Genomic DNA, 24,873 nt, shown 5'->3' on the forward strand with positions numbered 1-24,873 from the left:
CTCCTCCGTCGGGGGTGTGTCAATGGTGGACGGGCTCATGGTGCGCCTCCGGTGAGTTCGAGGAGAGGGGGACGGTGGAGGGCGGCGTCGGTTGCCCCGCCCGGAGGGTCGCCAGCGCCAGGGCGATGAGGACCGAGAGGGCCACCGAGCCGGACAGGGCAAGCCCCAGCTCACGCAGCACGGGCAAGGACGACGTCAGCAGGACGCCGTACCCACCGAGGGAGAGCAGGACGGCCAGCATGACCGAGCGTTGCATCGCCGGGTCCTCGGCGCGGCGGGCTGCGAGGAGGAGGACCGTGAACTCCGAACCGACAGCGGCAGTGAGCGCGCCGAGGGCGAGGGTCAACGGATTCAGCGCTCCGATGACGGCCACCAGCAGGGCGATCGAGAGTCCGGTCGCGATCGCGGCCGCGAGCAGGGCCAGCAGGGCGTCGCGGCGGTTGGGCAGCAACAGGACCAGGGCGATGGCCGAGGCCAGCAGCGCGATGACACTCGCCTGGTAGCGCTCTCCATCGACCAGGTCATAGCCGCGTTCAGCGGCAGCCGGCAGTCCGGACACCTCCACGCGGTAGCCGGCCGGCGGCGGCGGGAGCGCGTCCTCGAGCGAGCGCATCAGGTTGCGGTCGTCGGCCAGGTCCGTCCATGCCACGCCGTAGCTCGCCAGCGCCTGGCGGCGGTCGAGTGACACGACCGCCGACGAGACGTACGACGGCAGGGCATTGACCCCGGCCTCGACCTGCTCGGCGCTCGGCTTCTCGCCCAGGAAGGAGAGGAGTCCGCTGACGGTGACGACCGGCTGGACCCGGTCACCGAACTGGGTGACGACCTCCTGCTCGGCCGTTCGGGACCAGGCCAGGGCTTCAGGCGTCAGGACGTTGGCACCGATCAGCCGGATGTCGACCTCGGCGCTGAAGCCGACCACCTCTTCGACGTGGACTGCTTCCTCGAGGGCAGGCAGCCCGGCCAGCAACTGCTGCGGGTCGGTCTTCAGGTCGGTGACGGCCAGTGCGCCCCAGCCCACGCCCGCGCCGAGCACGCCGACGAGGACCACGCCGATCGCCAGCCCGCGAGGCATCGACCAGGAAAGCTTCGGATTCCGCGCCAGCGCGGGCTCTTCGGCAGCGTCGAGCAGCCCCGGGCGCACCCAGGCGGCCAGCAGGCTGAAGGCAACCACCAGCCCAAGGCCGACCGGTACGGCGTACCCGAGCTCGGCCACGAAGGGCAGCGGCGACAACAGCAGGCCCGCGAAGGCGAGGGCGGAGGAGACCGCGACGGCCAGGACCACACGCCGGTGCCCGGTACGCGAGAGATAGACGGGGTAGTAGCTGCCCAGACCGAGAATGATCGGGAGGAAGGTCGCAGCTCCCAGCGAGAGCGGTTCGTCCCGCCACCCGAAGGACCCCAGCGTTCCGGCCGTCGCACCGGCCATCACCAGCAGCGGCGCCAGGCGCCAGCGTCGACGACGGGTCCAGGGCACCAGGAGCAGCGCAAGCGCCACGACCGCGAAGGCGGTCAACGCCAGCCGCGGGACCTCACTACGCAGGCGATCGGCCAGCCCAACACTGACAACCGGAGCCCCGGTGACCGTGGTGTCGGCGCCGTCGGGGACGGCACCGTCCTCCTGCAGCACCTCGCGAACGCTGGCGGCCATTGCAGCGGCCGCCTTCTCGTCGAGGTTCTCGCGCGGTCGGAGGTAGATCGCCACCGTTTCGTCCGCGGGCAGGTACTGACGCCACAGCGGGCGCACCTTCCCGGTCTTCGGGTCCTTCACGACCGACTGCACGAAGTCGGCATTGCTCAACGTGGGCAGGCCGGCAGGCATGGCCTGGACCAGCAGGGTGCCGTAGCGACGTTCGAACTGCGCGAGCTCCTTGGTCCGGCCCGCCTGCTTGAGCGCGTCACGTTGTCCGCTCAACTCCGCCAACAGCTGCTTGACCCGCAGCGCGATCTGGTTCAGTGTCGTCGCCGGCCCGAAGGTCGCGACGACGTCGTCCAGCGCCGAGAGCTCGCCCTCCAGCTGAAGCAGGCGCGGCAGCCGGTCCTTATCGAGCGGGTCTCCCCCACCCTCGACGAGGACCACCACCGGATCCCCGCCGAACTGCTGCGCCATGCCCGCGAGCGCCTCGACGGCCGGATCGTTGGCCGGGAGCAGCGACTCCAGATCACTGTCGACCTCGAGCCTGCTCAGCCCGATGGCAGCCCACGCCCCCGCCGCGACCACGAGGGCCACGGCGACGAGGAAGCGCAGGCGGGTATTCACTCTTCGTCCCGCTCCACATGGGGGTACGTGCCCTTGAACGGACCGGGGTTCCGGGACTCGCCCGGCTTCGGGTATCCGTTGGACTTGTCGAGGATCCCCGTGTTGAGGGGCAGCGGGTTGCCCTTGAGCGAGCCCTCGTTGAGGACCGGCATGATCCGCAGGTAGTGACCGTTGACGTCGGAGTTGCCCAGCATGGCCGACCAGCCGCCAATGAACGCCCCGAGGTCGGGGCCGTAGGGCTTCATGAACGCGAGCATCGGGTTCACGTCGGCCAGGACCGCACGGGTGGTCGGAATGATCCGCACGAGCTGCTTCGCCACGTCCGGAACACGCTCGAGCGTGGCTGGCGCCTTGTCGAGCGTGGCGTCCAGCGACGGCAGGAGGCCCCGGAGGTCGCGCGTCGTCGCGGGCAGGTACGCCAGGGCCCGGGTCAGGGCCGGCGCTGCGCCGTTGATCCCCTTCGTCACCGGTCGGAGGTCCTTCGCCAGGACCGAGAGCTGGGTCGTGGCCTCACGAGCCGTGGACAGCACACCCGGCAACGCGCGGACCGTCGCCTCGATGTCACTCTTCTGTGACGCGGTACTGGAGGTCAGCAGACCGGCCTGCTCGACGAGGTCGACGATCCGACCCTGTCCGGAGTCCAGCGCTGTCATGACCCGGCTCGAGGTCGAGACCAGCTGCTGCAGGTCCTGCGACTGCGCTTCGAGAGCGTCGAGGACGTCGTACCCCTCACGGCCGAGGTTCCCCAGGCCGGTCAGGGTCTGTGCGATCTGGTCGCCCGTCTGCTCGGTGGAGGCGCCGAGCGACTGGAGCGAGGCGCTCAGGTCGGCGCGGGTGCCCTTGTCGAGACTCGCGAGCAGGTCGTCGAGCTGGACACTCGGGACCAGCGCATCCGCCGGCAAGGTCGCTCCGTCGGGAAGCTCTGCACCGGAACCGTCGACGATCTCGACGTAGGTCTCCTCGATGAGGGACTTCGAGCGAAGGTGCAGGCGCGCGCCCTCGTGCAGCGGCATCGCCGCCGCCTCGTCGATCTGGAGGACGACCTTGGCCGTCCCCCCAGCGGCGTCGAGCTGGCGCACCTTGCCGACCCGGACGCCGGCGACCATGACGTCGGAGTCGTAGACCAGGTTGTCGACGTCCTTCGACTCGAACGACACGCGGTAGCCGTCGCTGGAGACCAGCGGCAGGCGGCCGCCCATGTTGATCCAGAGGTAGCCGAACAACAAGGTGCAGGCCGAGATGAAGGCGATGACGGTCACTGCGCGGAGCCGCGGGATCACGGTATAGGGGATGCGCATCAGCGGTCACTTCCGTTCGGGATGGGCAGCGACGACGTGTTGAGCACCGCTTGGCCACGCAGGATGCCGCCATTGGCGTCCTGCAGGCTGACGAAGGACGCGGTGTTGTAGACGAAGGCCTGGAGGTCGACCATCCGTGACACCAGCACCTGGGTCCCGCGGTCCAGCCGCGCTGCGATCGGTACGACGTCGTCGAGCGTGGGTTGCAACGCGTTGACGAAGGGCCGCAGGTCAGCGATCACCGGACGCAACTGCTCGACCACCGGACGGGCGCGGACGGCGGTGTCCTCGACCTCCTTGGCCACGTCGCCCAGGGACTCCAGTGCGGACGGCAGTTCGCCGGACGCCTTGCGCAGGTTGACCAGGGCAGGGTCCAGCTCAGCGCTGAGACCGGTCACGGCCGACGTCGCCTCCCGCAGCTCATCGGTGGCCCCCGGAAGTGCCTTGAGCGCGGCGCGCACGTCGTCGTCGTGCGCGGCGAGCGTGGTCACGGTGGTGGCGAGCGAGGCGACCAGCCGCTGCAACCTCTTGTCGTCCTTGCCAGCCGCCGTCGCGATCTGCTGCAGGGCGGTGACCAAGGACGCGATCGACTCGCGGCGCTGCGCCATCGCCTTCACGACGGGCCGGAAGGTGCCGAGCGTCTGGTCAGCAGCATCGAGGCCGTTCGGCAGGTCCGTCGGTGCATTCGCCAGAGCCACGTCGGACTCGCCCAACAACGAGGTGAGGGCCGCCCGGGTGCTCTCGTCGAGGTGACCGAGCACCTCGTCGATCTGCACCGGGTTGGAGGTCTGGTCGACCGGGATGACGGCTCCGTCCTTCAGCTCACCCGCCTGCTCGGTGCCCTGGCTCATCTCGACGTACATGTCGTTGAGCGGCGTCTTCGGTCGCAGGACGAGGTGGGTGTCCTTGTAGACCGGGTGGCCCGGGTCGAGCGACAGGGTCAGTCGTGCCCGACCGTCATCAGTGACCTCGGCCTCGGTGATCCGGCCCACCGTGACGCCCGCGATCCGGACCTCCTGACCGTTGCCGGGGCTGATCGCGGGGACGCTGCGGAAGTCAGCCTTGAGGATGACCTCGTCCTGCCAGGGCCAGTGCACCCGCTGCTTGGCGAGGATCACCCCAGCGACGAGCAGGCCGGCGAGGACCAGCGCGACGATGGCAGTCAGGTCGCGCCCGAGTCCCGGGACCGTGCGCGCACGCTCCCATCCACGGACGAAGCGGTTCCTGGTGGTCACGGTGCCCCCTGCGGGTAGGCGAGCTGCATGAGCAACTGCTCGAAGCTGATGGGCAGGTTCGACACGGAGCCGACCCCGAACCCGGGCTGGAAGTGGATGGTCGAGCCGTTGCGGTCGGTCATCTTGCCGGCGTTGTTCATGCCGGCGATGAGATCGCCGAACTCCTTGTAGAAGACGGTGTCGTTGCCACCGTCCTTGTACATGCCCGTGCCGGTGAAGTCGCTGTTGAGGGCCTCGACGATCGGGCCCTTGATCCGGTCGATGGGCTTGCCGTCGACGTCGTCGAGAATCGCTGTCCCGTCGATGGCGGAAGGCACCAGGTCGTCGACGAGCGGGCGAAGGTCGGCCAGTGCCGGGCGGAGGTCCGCCATGACCGGCTTCAGCTCCCGGAGCGCCGGGTGGAGCGCCCGGAGGGTGGCGCTGAGGCGCCGCGCCGTCGGCAGGGCGTCATCGGACACGTCACGCAGTTCCTCGAGGCTGTGGTCCAGCGCGCCGAGCCCCGCACGCGTCGACCGCAGCGTCTGTGGCAGGTCCTCGACCGTTTCGGCGACGTCGGGCGAGGACGCGGCCAGCGTGTCGCTGACCTCGGCCAGACCGGTCAGGGCTGAGTCCAGGCGACCCTGGTTCTGGTTCAGGGTGCGGGCGGTGTCGTCGAGAGAGGCCACCAGCTCGCGCAGGTCCGCCGGCTTCTCCCCACGCAGGGCGGAGAGGGTGACGCCGAGCGGACGCAGCGTGTCGGGTGCGTCCTCGATGAGGCCGTGCACCGCCCTCTGGCCGTCCTTGTCCAGCGTCTCGTCGAGACGCCGGATCGTGCGCTGGGTGCTCGCACGTGCCTCGGGCTTCAGGGTCTCCAGCACGCGGTCGAGCTCGACGGGCGTCGTCGTACGGTCGACGCCGATCGCGTCGACCTCACCGGGATCGCCGCCGGGCGCGAGCTCCACGTAGTAGTTGCCACCCAGGAGAGTGGTCGGTCGCAGGGCAGCCGACGGATCCTTGCGGAGCTTCTTGGTGACGCCCTTCTCCAGATGCAGGGTGGCGACGGCGGTGCCGTCCTCCTGGTGCTCGACCTCAGTGACGATGCCGACCGGCACGCCGGCGACCTTGACGCGGGTGACGTGGCTGCGGAGCTGGTAGTCCCGGGCGAAGGTCACCTTGATGTCGTCACCAGGGCTGAGGAAGGTCTGGATCTGCGTCTTCTGGAACAGCGTCACGCCGAGCACCATCAGCAGGGTGATCACGACCACCCCCACTCGGGGCGAGGAGAACCGCTCGAAGCGGTGCAGTGCCTTGAGCAACATCATCGGCTCCCGAAGAGGGTCGTGGCGCGGTCGGTCTCAGCCTCACCAGGCGCCGGGTACGGGTTGCGGTGGACGAACGGTTCCCTCACGGGCACTGCGCCGGTGATTGCCTCGGGCCGGACGACCAGCGCGATGCGCAGGGCGTTGCCCGACTTGTCGCCGTACCGGTTGGCACTGCCCCAGCGCTCGAAGAAGCGGATCAGTTCCGGCGTGTAGGGCGCGAGGACCGCGACCGGCTCAGCCGTGCTGTCGAACGTCTTCTTGAGGCGGGACACGAGGGGACGGGCGTCGTCCATGGCCCCCGCAAGCGAGTTGACGGCTGGGACAGCCTTCTTCGCAACGCCGGGAACCTTGTCCAGGACCGGCCTGCTCTCCCGCAACACTGCGCGCAGCGTCGGGGTGGCCTCGCCCAGCGACCGGGCGCCGGGCCGGAGGGCACGCATGCCGGTGTTCAGTTCCTGGAGCGGCACCCGCAGGTCCTTCATGGCCTGTGTGGTGCTGTCCAGAGCAGGCGCTGCCTCCTCGATGGTCTGCTCGAGCGGCGCACCTCCGTCGACCGCGAGGGCGTCCATGGTCGTCGCCAGGTCCTCCATCAACTGGCCCACCTTCTCGGTGCGGCCGTCGAAGCGGCCCGACAACTTCTCGGAGGACTGGAGGAACTCATCGAGGTCCGCCTCGGGAGCAGCAAGGGTCTTCGCCACGACGCGCAGGTCTGCGAGCAGCTCGGGAGCGTGGCTGAGGAAGTCCGCCAGGTCGGGCGCATGTCCGGCGGCGCCTGTCCCCGTCTCGTACAGCAAGGAAGCCGTCGACGTGCGGGTCGGACCGTCGAGCACCGAGAGCACCTGGTCGAGATTGACCGGCGACGTGACGCCAGCGTCGTCCAGCTTTCCGTCCTGCGGCATCTGCCCGGACTCAGCCTTACCGGGGTCGATCATCACGAAGTTCTGACCCAGTGCGGACCGGGCGACGATCACTGCCTTCGCGTCGCGGTAGACGTCCTGGTCGGTGTCGAGCTGCATGTCGACCCGTGCCTTGCCGTTCTCGTAGCTGATCGTGCGCACCTGGCCGATCCGGACGCTTGCCGTCCGGACGTCGTCGCCCTCACGCAGGCCACCGATGTCGTCGAAGGACGCGCTGGTGGTGCGGAAGGACTGACCCGGAAGCCCGGTGCTCGCCGTCAGGGAGAGGTAGAGGGCAAGTGCCAACCCCAGGACGACGGCGAGGCCCACGATGCGGATCGTGTTGGTTCGTGCGAGGCGCATGACTCAGAGCCCTCCGAGCAGGTAGGAGAGAAGGTTTCCCTCTTGGGACGAGGTGAGACCGGTGGCGCTACCGCCCGTGGCGGCCTTACTGGGCGACTTGCCACCGAGCAGGCCCTTCAGCGGGTCGGTCAGACCACTCAACGTGTCGTTCAGGTTGCCGAGCAGTCCGGCGAGCGGCGGTGCGGGCTTGCCGCCTGCCGCCTTCCCGTCAGTCGTCGGCGGTGCTGCTGCGCCTTTGGGAATCAGGCCGGTCAACACGTCCGTGGTCACCAGGACGTGAGCCCGGAAGTAGTGCGACAACCCGTCCTGGCCGTTGGTGGTCAGTGCCCAGTACTTCACGAAATCGAGGATCGTGGTCAGGTTGTCGAGTGCACCGGTGGCGATCCGTCGCCCGCTGTGGGCGGTCGTCCTCATGTCCGGCGACAGACTGGCCAGGGACTGCGCAACGGGCCGCGCCCGCTCGAGCAGCACCTCAGCCTTGTCGAGGACGGGATCGAGGCCGTTGAGCGCGGGCTCCGCGCTCCTGGCGAACGCCTCCAGCTCACCGCTGATCTTGACCAGGTTCTCGGTCGCGGGACGCAGCGCAGCAAGGACCGGTGCGGTGGCACCCGCAGCGCCTGACAGTGCTGCCAGGGTCGTGCGTGCCTCCCGCAGCGCAGCCGGCAGCCGCTCGAGCGTGTCACCCAGCGCGCGGTCGCTGCGCGCGGTGGCACCGAGCGTCTTGTCCGTTGCGCCGATCAGGGTGTCGAGCTGCTCACCGTTGTCGGTCGCGAGCTGCTCGGCCACCGGGGTGACGGAGTCGATCAACTGCTGGAGAACGGTGTTCTGATCAGCGAGGATCTGGCCCAGCCGATCGGTGTCCTGCAGGGCGGGGGCGAGTGCCTTGATCGCGCGGTCCGCGTCCTCGCCGTGTCCGAGCATGCCCTGGCCCAGCGTGGTGACCAGCATGGAGAGGGCAGTGCCCGTGGGCGCGTCCACCATGTTGAGGACCTCGTCCAGGTCCGTCGCCCGCGAGGTCTGGTCGAGCGGCAGCGACCCACCGTCGGCAAGAACTCCGGCGTCGGCGGTGCCACGCTCGAGCTCGATGAAACGCTCGCCGAGCAGGCCGACCGGCCGAACCCGAGCCGTCGCGTCCTCGTGGATCGGGAGCACCTCGTCGTCGAGCACGAGCCCCACCTTGGCGATCCCGTCCTCCACCTCGATCGAGCCGATGGTGCCGACCTTCACGCCGGAGGCCTTGACGTCGTTGCCCTTGATCAGCGGGCTGGCGTCGGTGAAGTAGACATACATGTCCGGATCCTCGGGCGACAGCATGTCGATCGTGGTCCGGCCGGTGATGGCCAGGCCGAGGACAGCAGCAATGGCCACCGCCGCAAATCTGGTCCGGGTCGCGCTCATCACTGCATCTCATTTCCGTGGGCATCGGTCCAGCGCTGTCCTTCGGACTCGCCCGGGTACCGGGTCAGGTGCTGAGTGACTCCCGGCGGCAGGATGCCGGGGTTGTTGACCAGGCTCGTCGGGCCTTCCTGGACGAACGCCCGCAGGTAGTGGCCGTTCGCGTCATAGTTCGACGCAGCCGATCCCCAGTTCGACAGCCAACCCATGAGCTCCGGCGTGTAGGGACGGAGATAGGTCAGCGCGGGACCGAGGTCACCGAGGACCTGGTTCGCCTGCGGCAGCACACTCTCCGCGCCATCGAGCAGGTCCGGTGTGTAGTCGAGCAGCGTGCGGGCCGACGCGAGGGTCGGGCGCAACTCAGCGATGGTGGGCCGCAGGTCGCGAAGGACCGGTTCCAGTTGCTCGGCGACGCCGGGCAGTTGCTGCAACCCGGGCGCGAGGGCGCGGAGCAGCGGGCTGGCGGCTTCCACCGTTCCGGGGACCTCGCTCAGCGTTGCCTCGGCCGTCTTCAGCGTCTCAGGCAGCTCAGCGAGCGCCTTGGCGAGCTGGGCGCGGTTGGCAGCGATGGTGCCGGTTGCCGTCGTCAGGTCCGTGATCGTCGACCCGAGGTCGCGATCATGCGCCTCCAGGGTTCCCATCAGGTCCGACAGACGGGTGATGAGCTTGCGGATCGTCGGACCGTCGTTGCCGACGGCGTCGAGCACCTGGCCGAGCGCTTCCACTGCCGGGCCGAGGGTCTGCAGGGTGGACTGGACGTCGCCCTCCTTGCCCTTCAGCGTGCCGGAGAGCCGGTCGAGAAGGCTCTGCAGCTTCTGGCGGGTGGGCTTGTCGAGTGCGGCCAGGACCTGGTCCAGCTCGACCCGGTCGACCGAGCCTTCGACGAGAGCGCCGTCGGCCAGGGCCGGGGCGGCGTCCTTGCCGGGGAACAGCTCGAGAATGCGCTCGCCGAGCAATGCCTTGTAGGACACGCGCGCCGTCGTACCGTCGTGCAACGGGGCGTAGTCCTCGTTGAGGGCAACCGTGATGACGGCCTTGCCGTCGCGGGTGTCGAGCTCCTTGACGCGGCCGGCCGTGGCACCGTCGATCTCGACCTCCGAGCCGGGAACCAGATTGGTCGCGGCGGGCAGGACGACGTCGACGGTGTAGTCGTCACCGGCGCCGGTGATGACGACGGCCGACACCGCGAGGATCGCGCCGGCGCTGAGTGCTGCGATGAGTGGTCGAGGCATGTCAGTCCATCCCGAGCGGACCGGCGGACTTGCCGGCCAGGAACTGCCGGACGAACGGGTCCTCACTGTTGAACGCCTCGTCGCAGTCGCCGTAGTGGACGAGCTTGCCGCCCCAGATCATGCCGACGTAGTCACTGACCGCACGCGCGGCGGCGATGTTGTGGGTCACCAGCAGGTAGGTCCCGCCGTGCTCCTCGTGCATCTGCTGGATCAGGTCACAGAGCAGGCTCGTCCGGACCGGGTCCAGGCCGGAGTCGGGCTCGTCGAAGAGCACGATGTCGGGGTTCATGATGAGTCCGCGGGCGAACCCGGCGCGCTTGCGCATGCCACCCGACACCTCGGTGGGCAGCTTGTGGGCCGACCGCTCGAGGCCCACCTCCTGCAGCCGGCTCATGACCAGGTCGCCGATGTCGGACTCGGACATGTCGGTGTGCTTGCGCAGCGGGAACGCGACGTTGTCGAAGATGTTCATCGACCCGAAGAGGGCACCGTCCTGGAACAGCACGCCGAAACGCTTGCGCAACTCGTAGCGCTCGTCCTCGCTGGCCTTCCAGATGTCCTGCCCGAAGACGACCACCTCACCCTGGTCGGGCTCGAGCAGACCCACGAGGTGCTTGAGCAGCACGCTCTTTCCCGTGCCGGACGGACCCATCACCGTGGTGATGGCGTCGTCCACGAACGCGATGTCGAGGCCTTGGAGCACCTTGAAGTCGCCGAACGTCTTGTGGAGGTTGTGGACCTGCATGGTCGCGGTGCGACCCTCCATCGCAGCGTGGAGACCGGCGGTCGCCGCTGCGGTGGTGTCGAGAAGTGTGGTGTTCATGGAGACTCCAGGTGTCGGAGGTCGGAGGTCGGACATGCGCGGGGCGGCCGGAGTACCCGGCCGCTAATTCGCAATCGGAGCGTTGGGCGACAAGCCCCAGAAGAGTTGGGTGGTCAGCAACCCGATGACGTGGATCAGGACCATGTTGACCATCATCGATTTCGCGGTGTTGATGCCGACGCCCGCCGGACCGCCTTTGGCGGTGTAGCCGTAGTAGCAGCCGACGATCACGATGACGGTGCCCATCAACATCACCTTGATGAGCGAGAACAGGAAGTCGTAGGGGTTCTGGAAGAGCCAGAAGATCAGTGAGTACCCGCCGGGCGAGACGCTGCCGTACTGGAAGACGACGATCAGCCACTGGGAGAGGTACATGAAGCCCAGGCCGACGACGTACAGGAACGGCATCGCGACCCAGGCAGCGACCAGGCGGGTGCCGATGAGATAGCTGCGTGACTTGATGCCCATGACTTCCATCGCGTCGATCTCTTCAGCGATGCGCATGGAGCCGATCTCTGCGACCAGGCCGCAGCCGACCTTCGCAGCGAGGATGTAGCCCCACATGTAGGGCGCCATCTCGCGGAGGCTGCAGTAGGCCGTGAAGACGCCGGAGTACAGCGGCGCTCCGATCGCGCGGAGGGTGTAGTTGGCCTCGGTGCCGCAGACGGTACCGATGACGAACTCCATCATCCAGATGATCAGCGCGCTGGCGAGGATCAGGATGCCGCACTGGCGGAACACTTCGGCGGTGTACATCCGCACCCGGGGCAGCTCACGGAACGTCTGAGCGGCGAACTGGGCGATCTCGCCCGCGGTGCCGAACCCGGCCTTGATGCTGGCCATCATGGAAGACGCGGTGACCTCGATGTCCTCCTTCTTCGGAGGCGGCGGGGGCGCGTTGTCGTCGACGGGGCGATTGAGCTCGATGGTCACGGAGCCGGCCTCACTTGTAGACCTGCATGTCGGGGTTGAGCCCGAGCAGGATGGCGGTGAAGAGGGAGTTGATGATGAAGATCGCGGCGAAGGAGATCACCACGGCCTGGTTCACAGCGCGGCCCACGCCGATCGGCCCGCCCTTGACGGTGAGGCCCTTGTAGCAACACACCACGGCGATCACGAGGCCGAAGATGGTGGTCTTCAGAACACTTCCCCAGAGGTCAGTGACCGTGGCGTTGGCGAAGAAGCTGGCGAGAAAGGCTCCTGAGGAGGCTCCGAGGATGGGTACCGCGGCGATGTAGCCGCCGATGCAACCGAAGATCAGGGCAACGAGGTCCAGCAGACCCGTCATGATCGTCACGGCGATGACCCGGGGAACGATGAGGTCGCGGATCGGGTCGACGCCGAGGACCTCCATGGCGTCGATCTCTTCGCGGATCTTTCGTGCCCCGAGGTCGGCCGTCATCGCAGCGCCCACGACGCCCGCGACGACCATGGCGTTGATCCAGGGGGCGAACTCGCGGACGCTGGCCATGATGAAGAACGAGCCGAGCCGCTCCGGGATGCCGAAGAGGTTGTAGATGTTGCCGCCCTGGAGCCCCGGGGCTCCGAAGCCGAACGTGACGGTCGAGATCACCATCGGGATCCAGCAGAGCTTGAGCATGTTGTACATGAGGTCGCGAACCTCGCCCCAGTAACCCCGGGGGTGGCGCACTGCGCTCCAGACGACGACGCCCAGGAGCACGCCCATCTCGCCGGCAGGCACCAGAACCGTGTCGAACAGCTTCGATCCACTGCGCCGCTTCGCGGCGTGACCGGTGGGCTCGGAGCCGGCGGCCACCGGTGGGGGCATCGTCGCGGTCATGACTCTCCTTCGAGGCGGATCGGGCAGATGTGTCCGCCGTCACCAATCTCGTTTCTCGAGGGGGGTGACGGCATCCCCCCTCGGGCAGAGGTGACTCCCCCGAGCGGTTCTGCGCGCCTGAGTACGGCGGTCACGAGACCAGGTCCCGCAGGGAAACCGACGGATCAGCGAGCTGGGCCGCATCGACGTGCGCCGACGAGGCGATCAGCTTCTTCGCGACCATGAACTCCGGCGCGCTGTTGACCGTCTCGACGGCCACCACGGCATCGCCGGACAGGTGGAACACCGCGAACTTGCCGGAAGCCGGATCGCCCCGCAGGACGGCACGATCGGCGAACCCGACGAGCCCCGCGATCTTGATCTTGAGGTCGTACTGGTCGGACCAGAACCACGGAACCTCGTGCGGCCTTGCCGCTTCGCCGAGGATGTGCCCGACGACCTGCTTGGCCTGTTCCACTGCACTGGGAATGCTCTCCAGCCGGTGCCGGCCAGGGAAGTGGTCAAGGGGACGTCGGGTGACGTCACCGACCGCGTAGACGCCGGCGACCGAGGTCAGACCCTGCTCATCGACCAGGACTCCGCCGTCGCACGCGATCCCCGCGGCTTCGGCGATCTCGGTGCGCGCGATGGCACCCACCCCCACCAGGACGGCGTCGCACTCGTGTCGCGTTCCGTCGGCGAGGACGACCGCGGTGACCTTCCCCGCCTCGTCCCCGTCCAGTCGTACGACGTCAGCGCTGGTGCAGATCCGGGTCCCGCGCTCCGCGTGGTAGCCCGCCAGGAATCCCGCCAGGTCCGCGCCAGCGACGCGGGCGAGTGCGCGGTCCTCCCGTTCCAGCACGACGGCCGCGGCACCGAGGTGTCGTGCGGATGCGGCGACCTCGAGGCCGACGTACCCACCACCGACGATCACCAGCCGGGCGCCGGGAACGGTCGCGTTGCCGAGCCGCAGGGCGTCGTCGTGGTTGCGCAGGTAGTGCACGCCCTCGAGGTCGGCCCCGTCGACAGGGAGTTGGCGAGCAGCCGCGCCCGTGGCGATGACGAGGGCGTCGTAGCCGATGACCTCGCCACCCCCGAGAGTGACCGTGCGAGCCGAGGTGTCGACGACCTGCACACCATCACCGAAGCGGATGTCGATGCGCTGCTCGGCGTAGAAGTCCTTGGGCTTGATCAGCAGGTCGTCGTCGCTCATCGCCCCCTTGAGGTAGTCCTTCGAGAGCGGGGGCCGCTGGTAGGGCCACACGGTCTCGTCACCGACGAGGGTGATCGTGCCGTCGTATCCGTGCTGGCGGAGCAGGGCGGCGACATTCGCACCACCGTGTCCGGCTCCGACGATGACGACGCGGCGTACATCTGGATGGGTCATGAGAACGCTCCTGGTGCCGAGCCCGCCGCGCGGTCCTTCACGGCGACGATCTGGCGGTAGTAGGGGAAGGTCTGCTCGATGACGGGCAGTAGTTTGAGCACCTTGCTGACCCGTCCGCGCGCGTGGACCTCGCCGTGCGCCAGCGCCTCGACGAGGTTGCGGCGGCCGCGGAAGTAGGCGTCGAGGAAGTCGGCCTCGCAGGTCAGCTCGACGTCGACCTCGATCGGGCCGTCGTTCAGCACCACAGCGACGGGGTCGAAGAGGTCGACGGTCAGGCGGGCCGGAAGGTCCGAGCAGACCAGCCGCAGGGTCAGCGAAGCTTCAGCAAGTTGCGGCCCGAGGCAGGGGTCGATGCCGGCCAGGCGCAACACCCCGCCCACATAGCAGTCGACTTCGGCAGCACTGGCGAAGAAGGACATGGCGGTGTTCCGGTCTCGTCGGCGTCCCCCGAACGGGGTCCCCGCCGGGAGTGCCGTCCGCAGGGACAGGCACCTTCCGCACGCTAGGTGCGCAGAGGGTCACACCGAATCGCCCGTGGGGCGGAAAGACGTACGTCGATCGGTGATCAGACCGTGCTGGGAGTCCGCCGCTCCCCCACCCAGGCGGCGACCTGGGAGCGGGAGTGGAAGCCGAGCTTGGCGAGGATGTTCTCGACGTGGCCCTCGGCGGTGCGCTGGGAGATCACGAGACGCTCGGAGATGGCCCGGTTGGACAGGCCGTCAGCGACCAGGTCGGCAATCTGCTGCTCGCGTCGGGTCAGCTTCACGGCGCCGGTGTCCGCGAGGGTCACCGCGGTGGGGGCCTGCTTTCGTCCGAGGGCCAAGGCAATAGCGTCCGGGCGATCCATCTCGGCTCCCGCACGGAAGGCCGAGTCGAAGACCCGATCACCCAGCTGACCGCGGCTCGTCTGCTCGGCGTCGTGCATGTTCGCCAGCCAGTCCTCGGAACCGAAAAGCCGGACACCGAAGCTGGTCCACAGGCTGTCCGCAGCACCAAGCAGGCAGGCAGCGTCCTGGTAGCACCCGGCATCGGCCTGGGCCCACGCGAGCAGGTCCATCGTGGTCGAGAGACCGCACAGGTCGCGGAAGAACCACTTGATGTCCATGGCTTCGCGGGCCAGGGTGATCGCGACTTCCGTGTTGCCCTCGAGCTTCTCGACGAAGCCGAGACCGTAGAGAGCGTACGAGAGCAACCACCGCTCCCCCGTGAGGGTGCACAGGTCGCGGCACCAGTCGAAATGGGAGCGTGCCTCGTCGAGCTCACCGCAGTACAGATGTGCCAGAGCGAGCTGGATCCGAAGGCCCACCACCTGGTCGTCGAGCACGTCCTGTCCCTCATACAGGGCAAGTGCCTTCGACAGCAGTGTCTTTGACTTGGGTGAGTCGCGAAAGAGCTCAGAGAGCCCCGCGACATGGGTGGCGTACGCCTCGACCCGGACATCACCCTCGGCGACGGCGATCTCGTGGGCACCTTCAGCAGCGTCATCGGCCCGTTCCTGGTCACCCTGGAGGCTGGCCACGTAGCTGAGGGTGCCGAGTGCCACAGCGCGGTCGAGGGTCGGGTCGGGGCAGGCGGTCACAGCCCGCTCCAGCCACTGCCGGCCCTCGTCGAGGAAGAGCGCGATCCAGAGGAACCACGGCGCGCCGACCAGCCGTAGCGAGCGCTCACGGCACTCCTCGTGTGCCAGGCAGTGCTCGGCGGCCGCTCGGATGTTGGCCTGCTCGAGGCGCAGCGTGATGCACCACAGCTCCTGGAGAGGGCTGAACCACTGCAGACAGGCCTCCTCCAGCAACTTCTCGACCCAGGTCAGGTGGCGGTGGAGCAGGGCGTCGTGCTCCTGCGCGGCCTGCAAGCGCTGGTGCCCGTGCTCGCGCAAGGGTTCGAGCATCCGGAACCGCACCTGGCCCTGGCTCTCGGTACGGGTGAGCACCGACTTCTCCATCAGGCCCTGGATCACCTCGAGCACGGCGTGCCGGGGCAACGACCCGCCGGAACACACGGCTTCTGCGGCCTCGACACCGAAGCCGCCGGTGAAGACGGACGCCCGCGCCCAGAGAGTGCGCTCGTCCTCGGTGCACAGGTCATAGGACCAGTCGATCGTCGCCTCGATGGTGCGGTGCCGCGACGGGCCCACCCGCGCCGAATGCCGCAGCACGTCGAGCCGGGCGTCAAGTCGGGCGACCAGGTCGTCGAGCCCCAGGACCCGGAGCTTGACGGCAGCGAGCTCGATCGCGAGCGGGATGCCCTCCAGCTTGCGGCACAACTCCACCGCGGCCTCCTGGTTGGCAGGCGTGAGCTCGAAGCCGGGTACGACGGCAGCGGCACGCTCCCGGAACAGCGCCAGCGACGGAAACAGCGAGGCCACGCCGGGTTCGGACGCCAGTTCCGGAGGCGGCACAGGGAGGGGGGCCACGCACAGCACCGTCTCCCCCGGCACGGCGAGGATCTGCCGACTGGTGGCGAGCACGCGAAGCCCGGGGCCGTGGCGCAGCATCTCGGCGACCAGCTCGGCAACGTCGTTCAGGACGTGCTCACAATTGTCGAGAACGAGCAGGATCCGGCGACTGGCGATGTGCTGCAGGGCAGCGGCCCAGGTGTCGCGGCCGGGGAGTTCCGGCAGGCCCAACGCCTCGACGACGCTCTGGCGCAGCAGACCCGGATCGCGGAGATTGGCGAGTTCGACCCAGGCCACCCCATCCGGGTGAGTCCGCGCGAGCTCGCGCGCCGCTCGCAGTGCGAGCCTCGTCTTCCCGATGCCGCCGAAACCAGTCAGCGTGAGGAGCCGGGTCTCGCCGATCAACTGCTTCACGTGGTTGAGGTCGGATCGGCGCCCCTCGAAACTGGTCAGGTCGGCAGGCAGCAGTTGAGCGGCCCCGGTAGAAGCGGGAAGGACCGACACCGCTGGGTGCTCCGACTCCAGACCGGGCATCAGCCACCTCGTTCCACACATCCGGGTGAACCTCCCCCGGGCCCCGAACCCCATTTTGCATTAAATGGTTGGACCAAACAAGCCCATACCCGGGACTACCTGGAAATCCTACTCGGGTACCTCTCCGGGGTGACTCCACGTGTCGAAAGGACTTGTAGAGGAGCATCGTGACGGTCGTCACAGTTGTTTGGTCCAACAGTTAGCAGGAGGAATCGTGACCGCGCTCCCCGTGTCCACGCCCATGCATTTCGATCAGGTCGACCGGCGCGACCACTCCCCTGCGGCCACCCTCCGGCGAGTCAGCCGGGCTCTGGACGACCTGCGGGCCCTCACCACGGTCGATCAGTTGGTGCAGCGGGCACCCGTGGCACTGTGCCGGGTCGGCTTCGACCGGGCCATGATCTCCCGGGTCGTCGACTCGGACTGGGTGGTCGAGCGCTTCCACAGCGAGGTCGACCCGGCCGAAGCAGCCGAGATCACCACCGCGGCGCGAACGGAGAACCAGCGCCTGGGGCCCAACGTGATCGAGCTGGAGATGGTCCGGCGCAGGGTCTCGCTGTTGGTGGTCGACGTCAGCCGCGAGCCCCGCGTGAACCCGCGGCTGGCCGCGATGACGGGCTCGCACTCCTACGTCGCTGCACCGATCGCACCCGACGGCGAAGTCGTGGGGTTCTTCCACGCCGACCGCCTGTGCGCTGCGCCGGTCACTGACTTCGACCGCGAGATCATCGCCCTGTTCGCCCAGGAGTTCGGGACGCTCGTCGCGGCCGCCAGCCTGCGCGAGCGCTTCGACCGGCTCCGCACCACGATGGACAACCTGCGTACCTCGCTCGGCGGGATGGTCGACGGCTGCCTGGACGGTCCCATGAACCTGGTCAGCGAGAAGCAGGTCACCGGCGTCTCCGCCCACCCAGCCGGACTGGCGCCCATGACGGGCCAGCGCCTCACCGGCGCCCCCGAGATCGACCGCCTGCTCTCCGAGCGCGAGCGCGAGGTGCTCAAGCTGATGGCGCTCGGTGAGACCAACGGGCGCATCGCCAGCCGTCTGGTGATCACCGAAGGCACCGTGAAGTCCCACGTGCGCCACATCCTGCGCAAGCTCAACGCCGCCAACCGCGCCGAGGCCGTCTGTCGTTGGCTCCAGCGCCCGGGCGTCACCGTCTGACCCGACAGTCCACAAGACCCCGGAGCCGGAGGCTTCGGGGTCTTGTTCTGCCCTGCCTGCTGGACATCTCCTGGACACGACAAACGGCCCCGAGCCCTGGGAGGAGGGATCGGGACCGTTCGTCGTACGGCTTGCCTCAGTTCGTCGGTACGACGACCCGGGCCCCGCAATTGGCGTCACTCATGATCAGCTGGCAGGCCAGCCGGGAGTTCGGCTGCGAACCGTCAGCGAACTCCAGCAGGTCGCGCTCCTCGTCGGTCACCTCGTCGAAGTGACCCTCCCAGGCAGCGTCGACGTACACGTGGCACGTGGCGCAGGAACAGCTCCCGCCGCACTCGGCGACGATGCCCGGAAGGTTGTTCCGGACCGAGCCGTCCATCACGCTCTGGCCACACGGGACGTCGATCTTCATCTCCCGACCGTCGGCGAGCACGTAGGTCACCTCAGGCATGGCTGCTCTCCGTGTCCCTGGCGAACCGGAGGGCACCCGTGGGGCACTCATTCACTGCATGAGTGACCCGCTCGAGATCCTCGTCGGCGACCTCGGCGACGGCGACCTGGGTCTGGCCGTCGTCCCCGATGACGAAGTAGTCCGGGGCGAGTTCGACACATGTCTCCACGCCACCGCACATGCCCTGCGTGTGCACGACCTTCATCGTCGTTCCTCCTTCTGCTTCGAGACTTCAGTTCAGCTCGAGGCGAACCGGAAGGCGCTTGATGCCCCCGACGAAGTTGGTCTGGGTCAGCTTGCGACCCTCGAGCAGCTCGATCGACTCGATGCGAGGCAGCAGCTCTTCGAACATGATCCTGAGCTCCTGCTTGGCCAGGTGCTGGCCGATGCACATGTGCGGGCCGTAGCCGAAGGCAATGTGCTTGTTGGGACGCCGCTCGAGGTCGAACGAGTCCGGGGCCTCGAAGACGTCAACGTCCCGGTTGGCCGACTGGTAGAGAGGCATGATGCGGTCGCCGGCCTTGATCTCGACGCCGCTGAGCACGGTGTCGACACGGGCGCGGCGCATGAAGTGCTTGACCGGAGATGCCCAGCGGAGCGCCTCGTTGACCAGGTCCGGGATGAGTGCCGGGTTGGCCTTGACCTTGGCGAGCTGGTCCGGGTTCTGACCGAGTGCCTCGATCGCGCCGGTGATGGTGGCCGACGTGGTGTCGTGCCCGGCCGTGGCAATCGCCATGAACCAGCCGTAGGCGAACGTGTTGGGGTAGAACTCCCCGTTCTCCATCTTCGCGTTGGCGATGAGCGACGACAGGTCGTCGCGCGGGTTGGCGCGGCGGTCGGCGACCATGCCCTCGAAATACCCGCAGAAGTCCTGGAAGGCCTGTGCGAACTGCTGGGCCATGGCCTCGGGGCTCTGGACGACGTCGTCACGCTGCAGGTCGGGGTCAGCGACTCCGAAGAACTCCTGGGTGAGCTTCATCATCCGCGGCTCCTCCTCCTCGGGGACACCGAAGAGCGTCATGATGACGTGGAGGGGGAAGTAGAGCGCGAAGTCCTCGATGAAGTCGATCTCGTTCGTACCCTGCTTCAGGTACTTCTCGATCGCCTCGGTGGCGAGGGTCCGGATCTGGTCCTCCCACTGCTTGAGGTTGGTCGGACGGAACCAGGCACCCGCGATGTCCTTGACCGCGGTGTGCTCCGGCGGGTCGAGGTAAGGAAGCGCGTCCATGATTCGCAGGCTGCCGCCGGTCAGGCTCTTGGTGAACGCGTCACCGGCCTGGTTGCTGAGGATCGGGTTGTGATCGCCCGGCTCCTCGTGGCCACCCGCGGTGAACAGCTCCGTGTTCCGCTCGACCTCCATGATGTCGGCGTGCTTGCTCACCAGCCACAGGTCGTCGAAGCCCTCGACGACCGCCTTGCCGACCGGCATGTTCTCGCGCAGCCACTGGTAGGCAGCGAAGAGCTTCTCGTGGTCGACGTGTCCCTCGGGAAGGACGATCTGGGCGGCGATCTCCGCCGGTACGACGTACGTCGTGGTCTCGTCGGTAACAGTCATCGTGATGCTCCTGGACTTCAGTTGGCCGCGGCGGGCGGGAGGTAGATGGTCTGGAGGGTCTGGAACGCGACGAGGCCCTCAGGGCCCAGTTCGCGCCCCATCCCGCTGGACTTGATGCCACCGAAGGGGGCAGTCGGGTCGTTGACGTAGTGGTTGACGCCGATCGTTCCGGTCCGCACCTTGCGCGCGAATGCCTCGCCACGCTCCATGTCGGCGGTCCACACGGACCCGCCGAGGCCGTAGTCGGTGTCGTTGGCGATCTGCACGGCCTGCGCTTCGTCGCTGTAGGGGATCACTGCGAGCACGGGCCCGAAGATCTCCTCCTGGGCGATGGTGTGGTTCGGGTCGACGTCGGCGAAGACGGTCGGCTGGACGAACCAGCCCTTGTCACGGTCGGCCGGACGGCCACCACCCGCAGCGAGGCGCCCGCCGTCGGCGGAGCCCTTGGCGATGTACGACTCGACCCGGTCGCGCTGACGAGCGGAGACCAGGGGCCCGATCTGGGTGGTCCGCTCGAGCGGGTCACCGATCACCAGGTTGGAGGCGAGGCCGGCGATGGTGTCCACCACCTCGCTGTACCGGTTCTGCGGCGCGAGGATGCGCGTGCCGAGCCAGCAGATCTGACCGTTGTTGAGCAGGGTGGAGGCGAAGAAGCTCTCGATGTTGCCGAGCAGGTCGGCGTCATCGAGGACGATCGCAGCGGACTTGCCGCCGAGCTCCAGGGTCACCGGTCGGAGCAGACGCCCACAGGTCTCGGCGATCGCGCGGCCAGCGGCCGTGGAGCCCGTGAAGCTGACCTTGTCGACACCGGGGTGCTCGACCAGGTAGGCACCGAGCTCGCGGCCGCCGGGGACGATGTTCAGGACACCCTCGGGCAGGCCGGCAGCAACAGCAGCCTCCGCCATCAGGAAGGCGTCGAGGACGGTCTCGGGCGCAGGCTTGAGGACGACGGTGCAGCCTGCGGCCAGCGCGGGCGCGATCTTGAGGAAGGTGATCCCCTGCGGCACGTTCCACGGAACGATCGCAGCGACGACACCGATCGGCTGGCGGCGAATGACCGCCGTGCCACCGAGCATGCCGGGACGACGCTCGTCGGCCTGGTCGACGACCAGCTGGCTGTAGTAACGGAGCAGGAGTGGCGGGAACGGGATCTCGAAGGCCTCGGCAACCACGATCGGCATGCCGTTCTGCTGGCTGACCCGCGACGCCGTCTCGGGTCCGCGCTTCTCGAGCTCGTCGGCGAACCGGAGCAGCACCTCCTGGCGCCGAGCCGGCTCCCAGTTGCCCCACGAGTCAGGTCCGTCGAACGCGCGGCGGGCGGAGTCGACGGCCGCGTCGATGTCGGCCTCGACACCCTCGGGAACGGAGCCGATCTTCTCTTCGGTCGTTGCCGAGCGGACGTCGATCCGGTCCGACCCGGCGGGCGTGCGCCAGTCTCCGGCCACGTAGAGCTTGTCGTATTCCATCGTGCTCATCTGGTCACCTCGTGAAGTCGTGGGATGGGGGGTCAGCCGTGAGTGAGGACGATCTTGATGCCCTCACCTGCGTGCTGGGCCGCGATGGCCTCGTTGAGCTCGCCGAACGGCCGCTTGGTGATCAGGCGGTCGAACGGGAACTTGCCTGCGGCGTGCAGAGCGAGGAGTTCGGGGATGAACTCGTCCGGATTGGAGTCACCCTCGACGATGCCGATCACCTTGGCGCCGAGCACCTGCGCGCCCATCATCGGAAGGAACATGACGGCCTCGGGGTCGGCCGGAACACCGATCAGGCCGATCGTGCCGCGATAACCCAGCGACGCGAAGGCCTCACCGAGTACGGCGACGTTCGCCGTGGTGTCGAGGACGTAGTCGACACCGGCGGGGATGATCGCGCGAACCTGCTCCGAGACCGGGCCTGCGGCCGGGTCGATGGCGTGCGTCGCGCCGAGCTCGAGCGCGAGCTCGCGACGCGAAGCGACCGGCTCCACGACGATGATCGTGCTCAGGTTGCGGACCACGCCGGCCAGGGCGCCCGAGAGGCCCACCGAACCACCACCCATGACGAGGAGCGCTTCGCCCGCCTGGGCGTCGAAGCTGTTCATCACGGCACCGGCGCCCGTCTGCACGCCACAGCCGAGCGGCCCGACGATGCTCAGGTCCGCGTCGTCGGCCAACTTCACGACGTTGCGCTGGTTGGCGATGGCGGCCGTGGCGAAGGACGACTGACCGAAGAAGTTGCTGCCGAGCGGAGTCCCGCCCTGGGACAGCGCGGAGGTTCCGTCGGGCCGGACGCCGCCGAAGTTGAGGGCCATAAAGCTGGCGCAGTAGCCGGGCTCGCCCTTCTTGCAGGACGCACACTCACCACAGTTGTTGAACGACAGGGCGACCTTGTCGCCGACGGCGACCTTGGTGACACCCTCGCCGATCGCCTTGACGACGCCGGCACCTTCGTGGCCCACGACGCCCGGCATCGGGAAGGGAAGGTGACCGTGCTGAGCCGCGACGTCGGTGTGGCACAGGCCAACGGACGCGATCTCGACGAGGACCTCGCCGGACTGCGGGTCGCCGATCTCGACGTCCTCGATGACGAAGTCGCCACCGATCTCGTGAATGACGGCTGCCTTGATCTGCATGGCGGATTCCCTTCGTGAAAGCTCAAAAGTGGTGAGGGTGCCGGGCGGCCGATGCCGCGCCAGGAACTCCTCGAAGTGTTTCCTCCGTCACATTCACCGGGCATCCCCCTTCAGGCAGATCGGCATGTGCCGTTGGGCCCACGGAGGGTTGCGGGCACCGACTGCAGGGTGGCGAGATCTCCAGTAGGACGAGGTCGATCGCGTTGCGAAGGGCCTGCCCCTGGGCGACAGTGATCGAATGACGACACGAGGCATCACCGTGCTGGCCGGAGGGCTCGCGGAGACGGTAGAAATCACCAAGGCAGCCGATCAGGCCGGATTCGACGGCGCCTGGTCCGGCGAGTTCCTCAACCGCTCCGCCGTGGTGTCGGTGGCCGCGATGGCTGCGGCGACGGAGCGGATCGGCGTGGGCACCGCGATCGCGTACGCCGTCGGCCGCTCGCCGCTGGTGCTCGCCAACGACGCCCGCTTCCTCGACGAGCTGGCCGGCGGTCGACTCACCCTCGGCCTCGGCACCGGAACCCGCGGAATGATGGTCGGCTGGCACGGCGTCACCGACCCCGACGGGCCGGCCAGCCGCATGGAGGAGCTCATTCCCCTGCTGCGCCGGCTGTGGAAGTTGCACGAGGGCCCGGTCAAGCACGAGGGGCGCTTCTACACCTGCGACATCACCCCGACCGCGGACATCGAGGCGCCACTCCGGACCGAGATCCCGATCTACACCGCAGGTGTCAACGCGCGGATGATCGAGGTCGCCGGCCGCGTGTCCGACGGCTTGATCTGCCACCCCACGCTCACTGACCAGTACCTCGACGAGATCGCGCGCCCCGCCATCGAGAAGGGGGCGCAGGTGACGGGCCGCGATGCGGCCGACGTCCACCTCAAGGGCGTCATCATCACCTCGATCCACGACGACCCCGCTGTTGCCCGGCGCGAGGCCGCGGCGCAGCTCGCGTTCTACATCGCACCCAAGGCCTACGGCCCGGTGATGGAGGCGTCCGGCTACGGCGACGAGGCGGCGGCCATCCAGGCAGCCTTCCGCGCCAAGGACCACGACGCCATGATCGCCGCAGTGTCCGACCGGATGCTCGACGACATGGCGGCTGCCGGCACTCTCGAGGAGGTGCGGGACCGCGTCGCGCTCCTGGAGAAGCGCTACGACCACGCCGCGCTCTACTCCCCCAGCTTCACCATGGCCGCCGAGCGGGTCCGGGAGAACACCTTCGCCATCATCGAGGCCTTCAGTCGCTGACCGTCGGCTGATGGGCGGACCGAAGGGTGGAGGACTCCACCTCCACGGGCAGATTCAGCGCACCTGCGCCGTCCGTAGCGTGCTGGACATGACCACCAACATCCGCCACGCGGCGTACCTCATCGCCGGAATCGTCGCGCTCGTGCTCACCTGGCCCCACGCGTTCGACTGGATGGACGACGGCGGCAACATCCTGAACCCGCTGGACTTCTTCGGCGACGCGATTGATGCCGGCGGCACCGCCGCCTTCCTCAGCATCGACATGCTGATCGCCTGGGCGGTCTTCATGGTCTGGGTCGTCACCGACAGTGTCCGCATCGGCATGGGACAGAAGTGGGGCTGGTTCTTCGTCGTGCTGTCCTACATCGGTGTCTCGATGGCGTTCCCGGTCTACCTGGTCACGCGCGAGCGGTTCCTGGACCGCCAGAAGCAGGCCGACAGCCCGACCCTGTCCCTCGCAGGCAGCGATCAGGCCAGCGGGTAGGTCAGGTAGATCGACTCCCCGACCATAGCGGGGCGGTCCTGACCCTTGACCTCGACCTTGAGGGCGACGCGGTACTGGACGCCACCGTCCTCGCGCCGCACGCCCTCGGGGATCGACGCCGTCAGCCGGATGTCCGCGTCCACGGGAACAGCTGCGGTGAACCGCACCTTGTCGAGGCCATAGTTCGTGCCACGTCCGTGGTCGGTGATGACCATCAGCTTCTTCAGCATGGACGGGACCAGCGAAAGCGTCAGGTAGCCGTGGGCGATCGTCTTGCCGAACGGCCCCTCGGCGGCACGCTCGGCGTCGACGTGGATCCACTGGTGGTCGTCGGTCGCGGTCGCGAAGGTGTCGATGCGGTCCTGCTCCAGCCGCTGCCACGGAGAGGAACCCAGGTCCAGGTCCTTGGCTTCGGCGAGCTCGGCAACAGTGATCTCCAGCGTCATGGCCCCACGG

Annotated in this window: 22 protein-coding genes; 3 read left to right on the top strand and 19 right to left on the bottom strand. The window is 68.1% G+C overall.

All coding sequences use genetic code 11. The annotated features are described in order from the left end of the window. Nucleotides 1-19: 19 nt before the first annotated feature. The 13 genes from HRC28_RS00745 to HRC28_RS00805 form a co-directional block, all read right to left on the bottom strand. Nucleotides 20-2,260 carry an MMPL family transporter gene (locus HRC28_RS00745; protein WP_182378189.1) on the bottom strand — a complete coding sequence of 747 codons (2,241 nt, stop codon included), beginning with the start codon at nt 2,258-2,260 and terminating at the stop codon, nt 20-22. Then, the gene (locus tag HRC28_RS00750) at nt 2,257-3,558 is read right to left on the bottom strand and encodes an MlaD family protein (protein ID WP_182378190.1); all 1,302 of its coding nucleotides are present in this window, start codon (nt 3,556-3,558) and stop codon (nt 2,257-2,259) included. The genes HRC28_RS00745 and HRC28_RS00750 overlap by 4 nt, the downstream gene beginning before the upstream one ends. Then, on the bottom strand, nt 3,558-4,793 hold the full coding sequence (locus tag HRC28_RS00755; RefSeq protein ID WP_182378191.1) for an MlaD family protein: 1,236 nt from the start codon (nt 4,791-4,793) through the stop codon (nt 3,558-3,560). The genes HRC28_RS00750 and HRC28_RS00755 overlap by 1 nt, the downstream gene beginning before the upstream one ends. Then, a complete protein-coding gene (locus HRC28_RS00760; protein WP_182378192.1) occupies nt 4,790-6,091 on the bottom strand; it encodes an MlaD family protein in 1,302 nt (433 codons plus the stop codon). The genes HRC28_RS00755 and HRC28_RS00760 overlap by 4 nt, the downstream gene beginning before the upstream one ends. After that, on the bottom strand, nt 6,091-7,353 hold the full coding sequence (locus HRC28_RS00765; protein WP_182378193.1) for an MlaD family protein: 1,263 nt from the start codon (nt 7,351-7,353) through the stop codon (nt 6,091-6,093). Before HRC28_RS00765 ends, HRC28_RS00760 begins: the two co-directional genes overlap by 1 nt. A 3-nt stretch (nt 7,354-7,356) precedes the next feature. Further along, entirely contained in the window at nt 7,357-8,751 is a 1,395-nt protein-coding gene (locus HRC28_RS00770; RefSeq protein WP_182378194.1) for an MlaD family protein, read from the bottom strand. Beyond that, complete coding sequence (locus HRC28_RS00775; protein ID WP_182378195.1) at nt 8,751-9,980, bottom strand: MlaD family protein; 1,230 nt, start codon at nt 9,978-9,980, stop codon at nt 8,751-8,753. Before HRC28_RS00775 ends, HRC28_RS00770 begins: the two co-directional genes overlap by 1 nt. A gap of 1 nt (nt 9,981) precedes the next feature. Then, entirely contained in the window at nt 9,982-10,803 is an 822-nt protein-coding gene (locus HRC28_RS00780; RefSeq protein ID WP_182378196.1) for an ATP-binding cassette domain-containing protein, read from the bottom strand. Nucleotides 10,804-10,866: 63 nt separating this feature from the next. Beyond that, on the bottom strand, nt 10,867-11,736 hold the full coding sequence (locus HRC28_RS00785; protein WP_202033183.1) for an ABC transporter permease: 870 nt from the start codon (nt 11,734-11,736) through the stop codon (nt 10,867-10,869). A gap of 10 nt (nt 11,737-11,746) precedes the next feature. Continuing rightward, complete coding sequence (locus tag HRC28_RS00790) at nt 11,747-12,604, bottom strand: ABC transporter permease (RefSeq protein WP_202033184.1); 858 nt, start codon at nt 12,602-12,604, stop codon at nt 11,747-11,749. A gap of 130 nt (nt 12,605-12,734) precedes the next feature. After that, nucleotides 12,735-13,970 carry an FAD-dependent oxidoreductase gene (locus HRC28_RS00795; RefSeq protein WP_182378197.1) on the bottom strand — a complete coding sequence of 412 codons (1,236 nt, stop codon included), beginning with the start codon at nt 13,968-13,970 and terminating at the stop codon, nt 12,735-12,737. Then, a complete protein-coding gene (locus HRC28_RS00800; protein ID WP_182378198.1) occupies nt 13,967-14,389 on the bottom strand; it encodes a hypothetical protein in 423 nt (140 codons plus the stop codon). Before HRC28_RS00800 ends, HRC28_RS00795 begins: the two co-directional genes overlap by 4 nt. 146 nt (nt 14,390-14,535) lie before the next feature. Continuing rightward, on the bottom strand, nt 14,536-16,899 hold the full coding sequence (locus tag HRC28_RS00805) for a LuxR C-terminal-related transcriptional regulator (protein ID WP_182378199.1): 2,364 nt from the start codon (nt 16,897-16,899) through the stop codon (nt 14,536-14,538). 214 nt (nt 16,900-17,113) lie between these two features. On the opposite strand from HRC28_RS00805, the gene HRC28_RS00810 reads away from it, so the two are divergent. After that, nucleotides 17,114-18,064: a LuxR C-terminal-related transcriptional regulator gene (locus HRC28_RS00810; RefSeq protein WP_182378200.1), complete on the top strand. Its 951-nt coding sequence runs from the start codon at nt 17,114-17,116 to the stop codon at nt 18,062-18,064. Between the two features lie 136 nt (nt 18,065-18,200). On the opposite strand, the gene HRC28_RS00815 is transcribed toward HRC28_RS00810, so the two are convergent. The 5 genes from HRC28_RS00815 to HRC28_RS00835 are packed head-to-tail and all read right to left on the bottom strand — an operon-like array spanning nt 18,201 to nt 22,681. After that, entirely contained in the window at nt 18,201-18,515 is a 315-nt protein-coding gene (locus HRC28_RS00815) for a 2Fe-2S iron-sulfur cluster-binding protein (protein WP_182378201.1), read from the bottom strand. Then, the gene (locus HRC28_RS00820) at nt 18,508-18,720 is read right to left on the bottom strand and encodes a ferredoxin (RefSeq protein ID WP_182378202.1); all 213 of its coding nucleotides are present in this window, start codon (nt 18,718-18,720) and stop codon (nt 18,508-18,510) included. Before HRC28_RS00820 ends, HRC28_RS00815 begins: the two co-directional genes overlap by 8 nt. Nucleotides 18,721-18,747: 27 nt before the next feature. Then, nucleotides 18,748-20,070 carry a cytochrome P450 gene (locus tag HRC28_RS00825; RefSeq protein ID WP_182378203.1) on the bottom strand — a complete coding sequence of 441 codons (1,323 nt, stop codon included), beginning with the start codon at nt 20,068-20,070 and terminating at the stop codon, nt 18,748-18,750. A 17-nt stretch (nt 20,071-20,087) separates the two neighbouring features. Next, nucleotides 20,088-21,545: an aldehyde dehydrogenase gene (locus HRC28_RS00830; protein WP_182378204.1), complete on the bottom strand. Its 1,458-nt coding sequence runs from the start codon at nt 21,543-21,545 to the stop codon at nt 20,088-20,090. Nucleotides 21,546-21,577: 32 nt separating this feature from the next. Further along, nucleotides 21,578-22,681, bottom strand: coding sequence for an NAD(P)-dependent alcohol dehydrogenase (locus HRC28_RS00835; RefSeq protein ID WP_182378205.1), 1,104 nt, complete (start codon nt 22,679-22,681; stop codon nt 21,578-21,580). A gap of 238 nt (nt 22,682-22,919) precedes the next feature. Between HRC28_RS00835 and HRC28_RS00840 the strand changes: the two genes are divergently transcribed. Both HRC28_RS00840 and HRC28_RS00845 read left to right on the top strand, forming a co-directional pair. Continuing rightward, nucleotides 22,920-23,933: an LLM class flavin-dependent oxidoreductase gene (locus HRC28_RS00840; protein WP_182378206.1), complete on the top strand. Its 1,014-nt coding sequence runs from the start codon at nt 22,920-22,922 to the stop codon at nt 23,931-23,933. An 88-nt stretch (nt 23,934-24,021) separates the two neighbouring features. Beyond that, a complete protein-coding gene (locus tag HRC28_RS00845) occupies nt 24,022-24,417 on the top strand; it encodes a DUF2834 domain-containing protein (protein ID WP_182378207.1) in 396 nt (131 codons plus the stop codon). On the opposite strand, the gene HRC28_RS00850 is transcribed toward HRC28_RS00845, so the two are convergent. Further along, a complete protein-coding gene (locus HRC28_RS00850) occupies nt 24,402-24,863 on the bottom strand; it encodes a MaoC family dehydratase (RefSeq protein WP_182378208.1) in 462 nt (153 codons plus the stop codon). The genes HRC28_RS00845 and HRC28_RS00850 overlap by 16 nt on opposite strands. Nucleotides 24,864-24,873 lie beyond the last annotated feature (10 nt).

The organism is Nocardioides sp. WS12, assembly GCF_014108865.1.
Lineage (GTDB): Bacteria > Actinomycetota > Actinomycetes > Propionibacteriales > Nocardioidaceae > Nocardioides.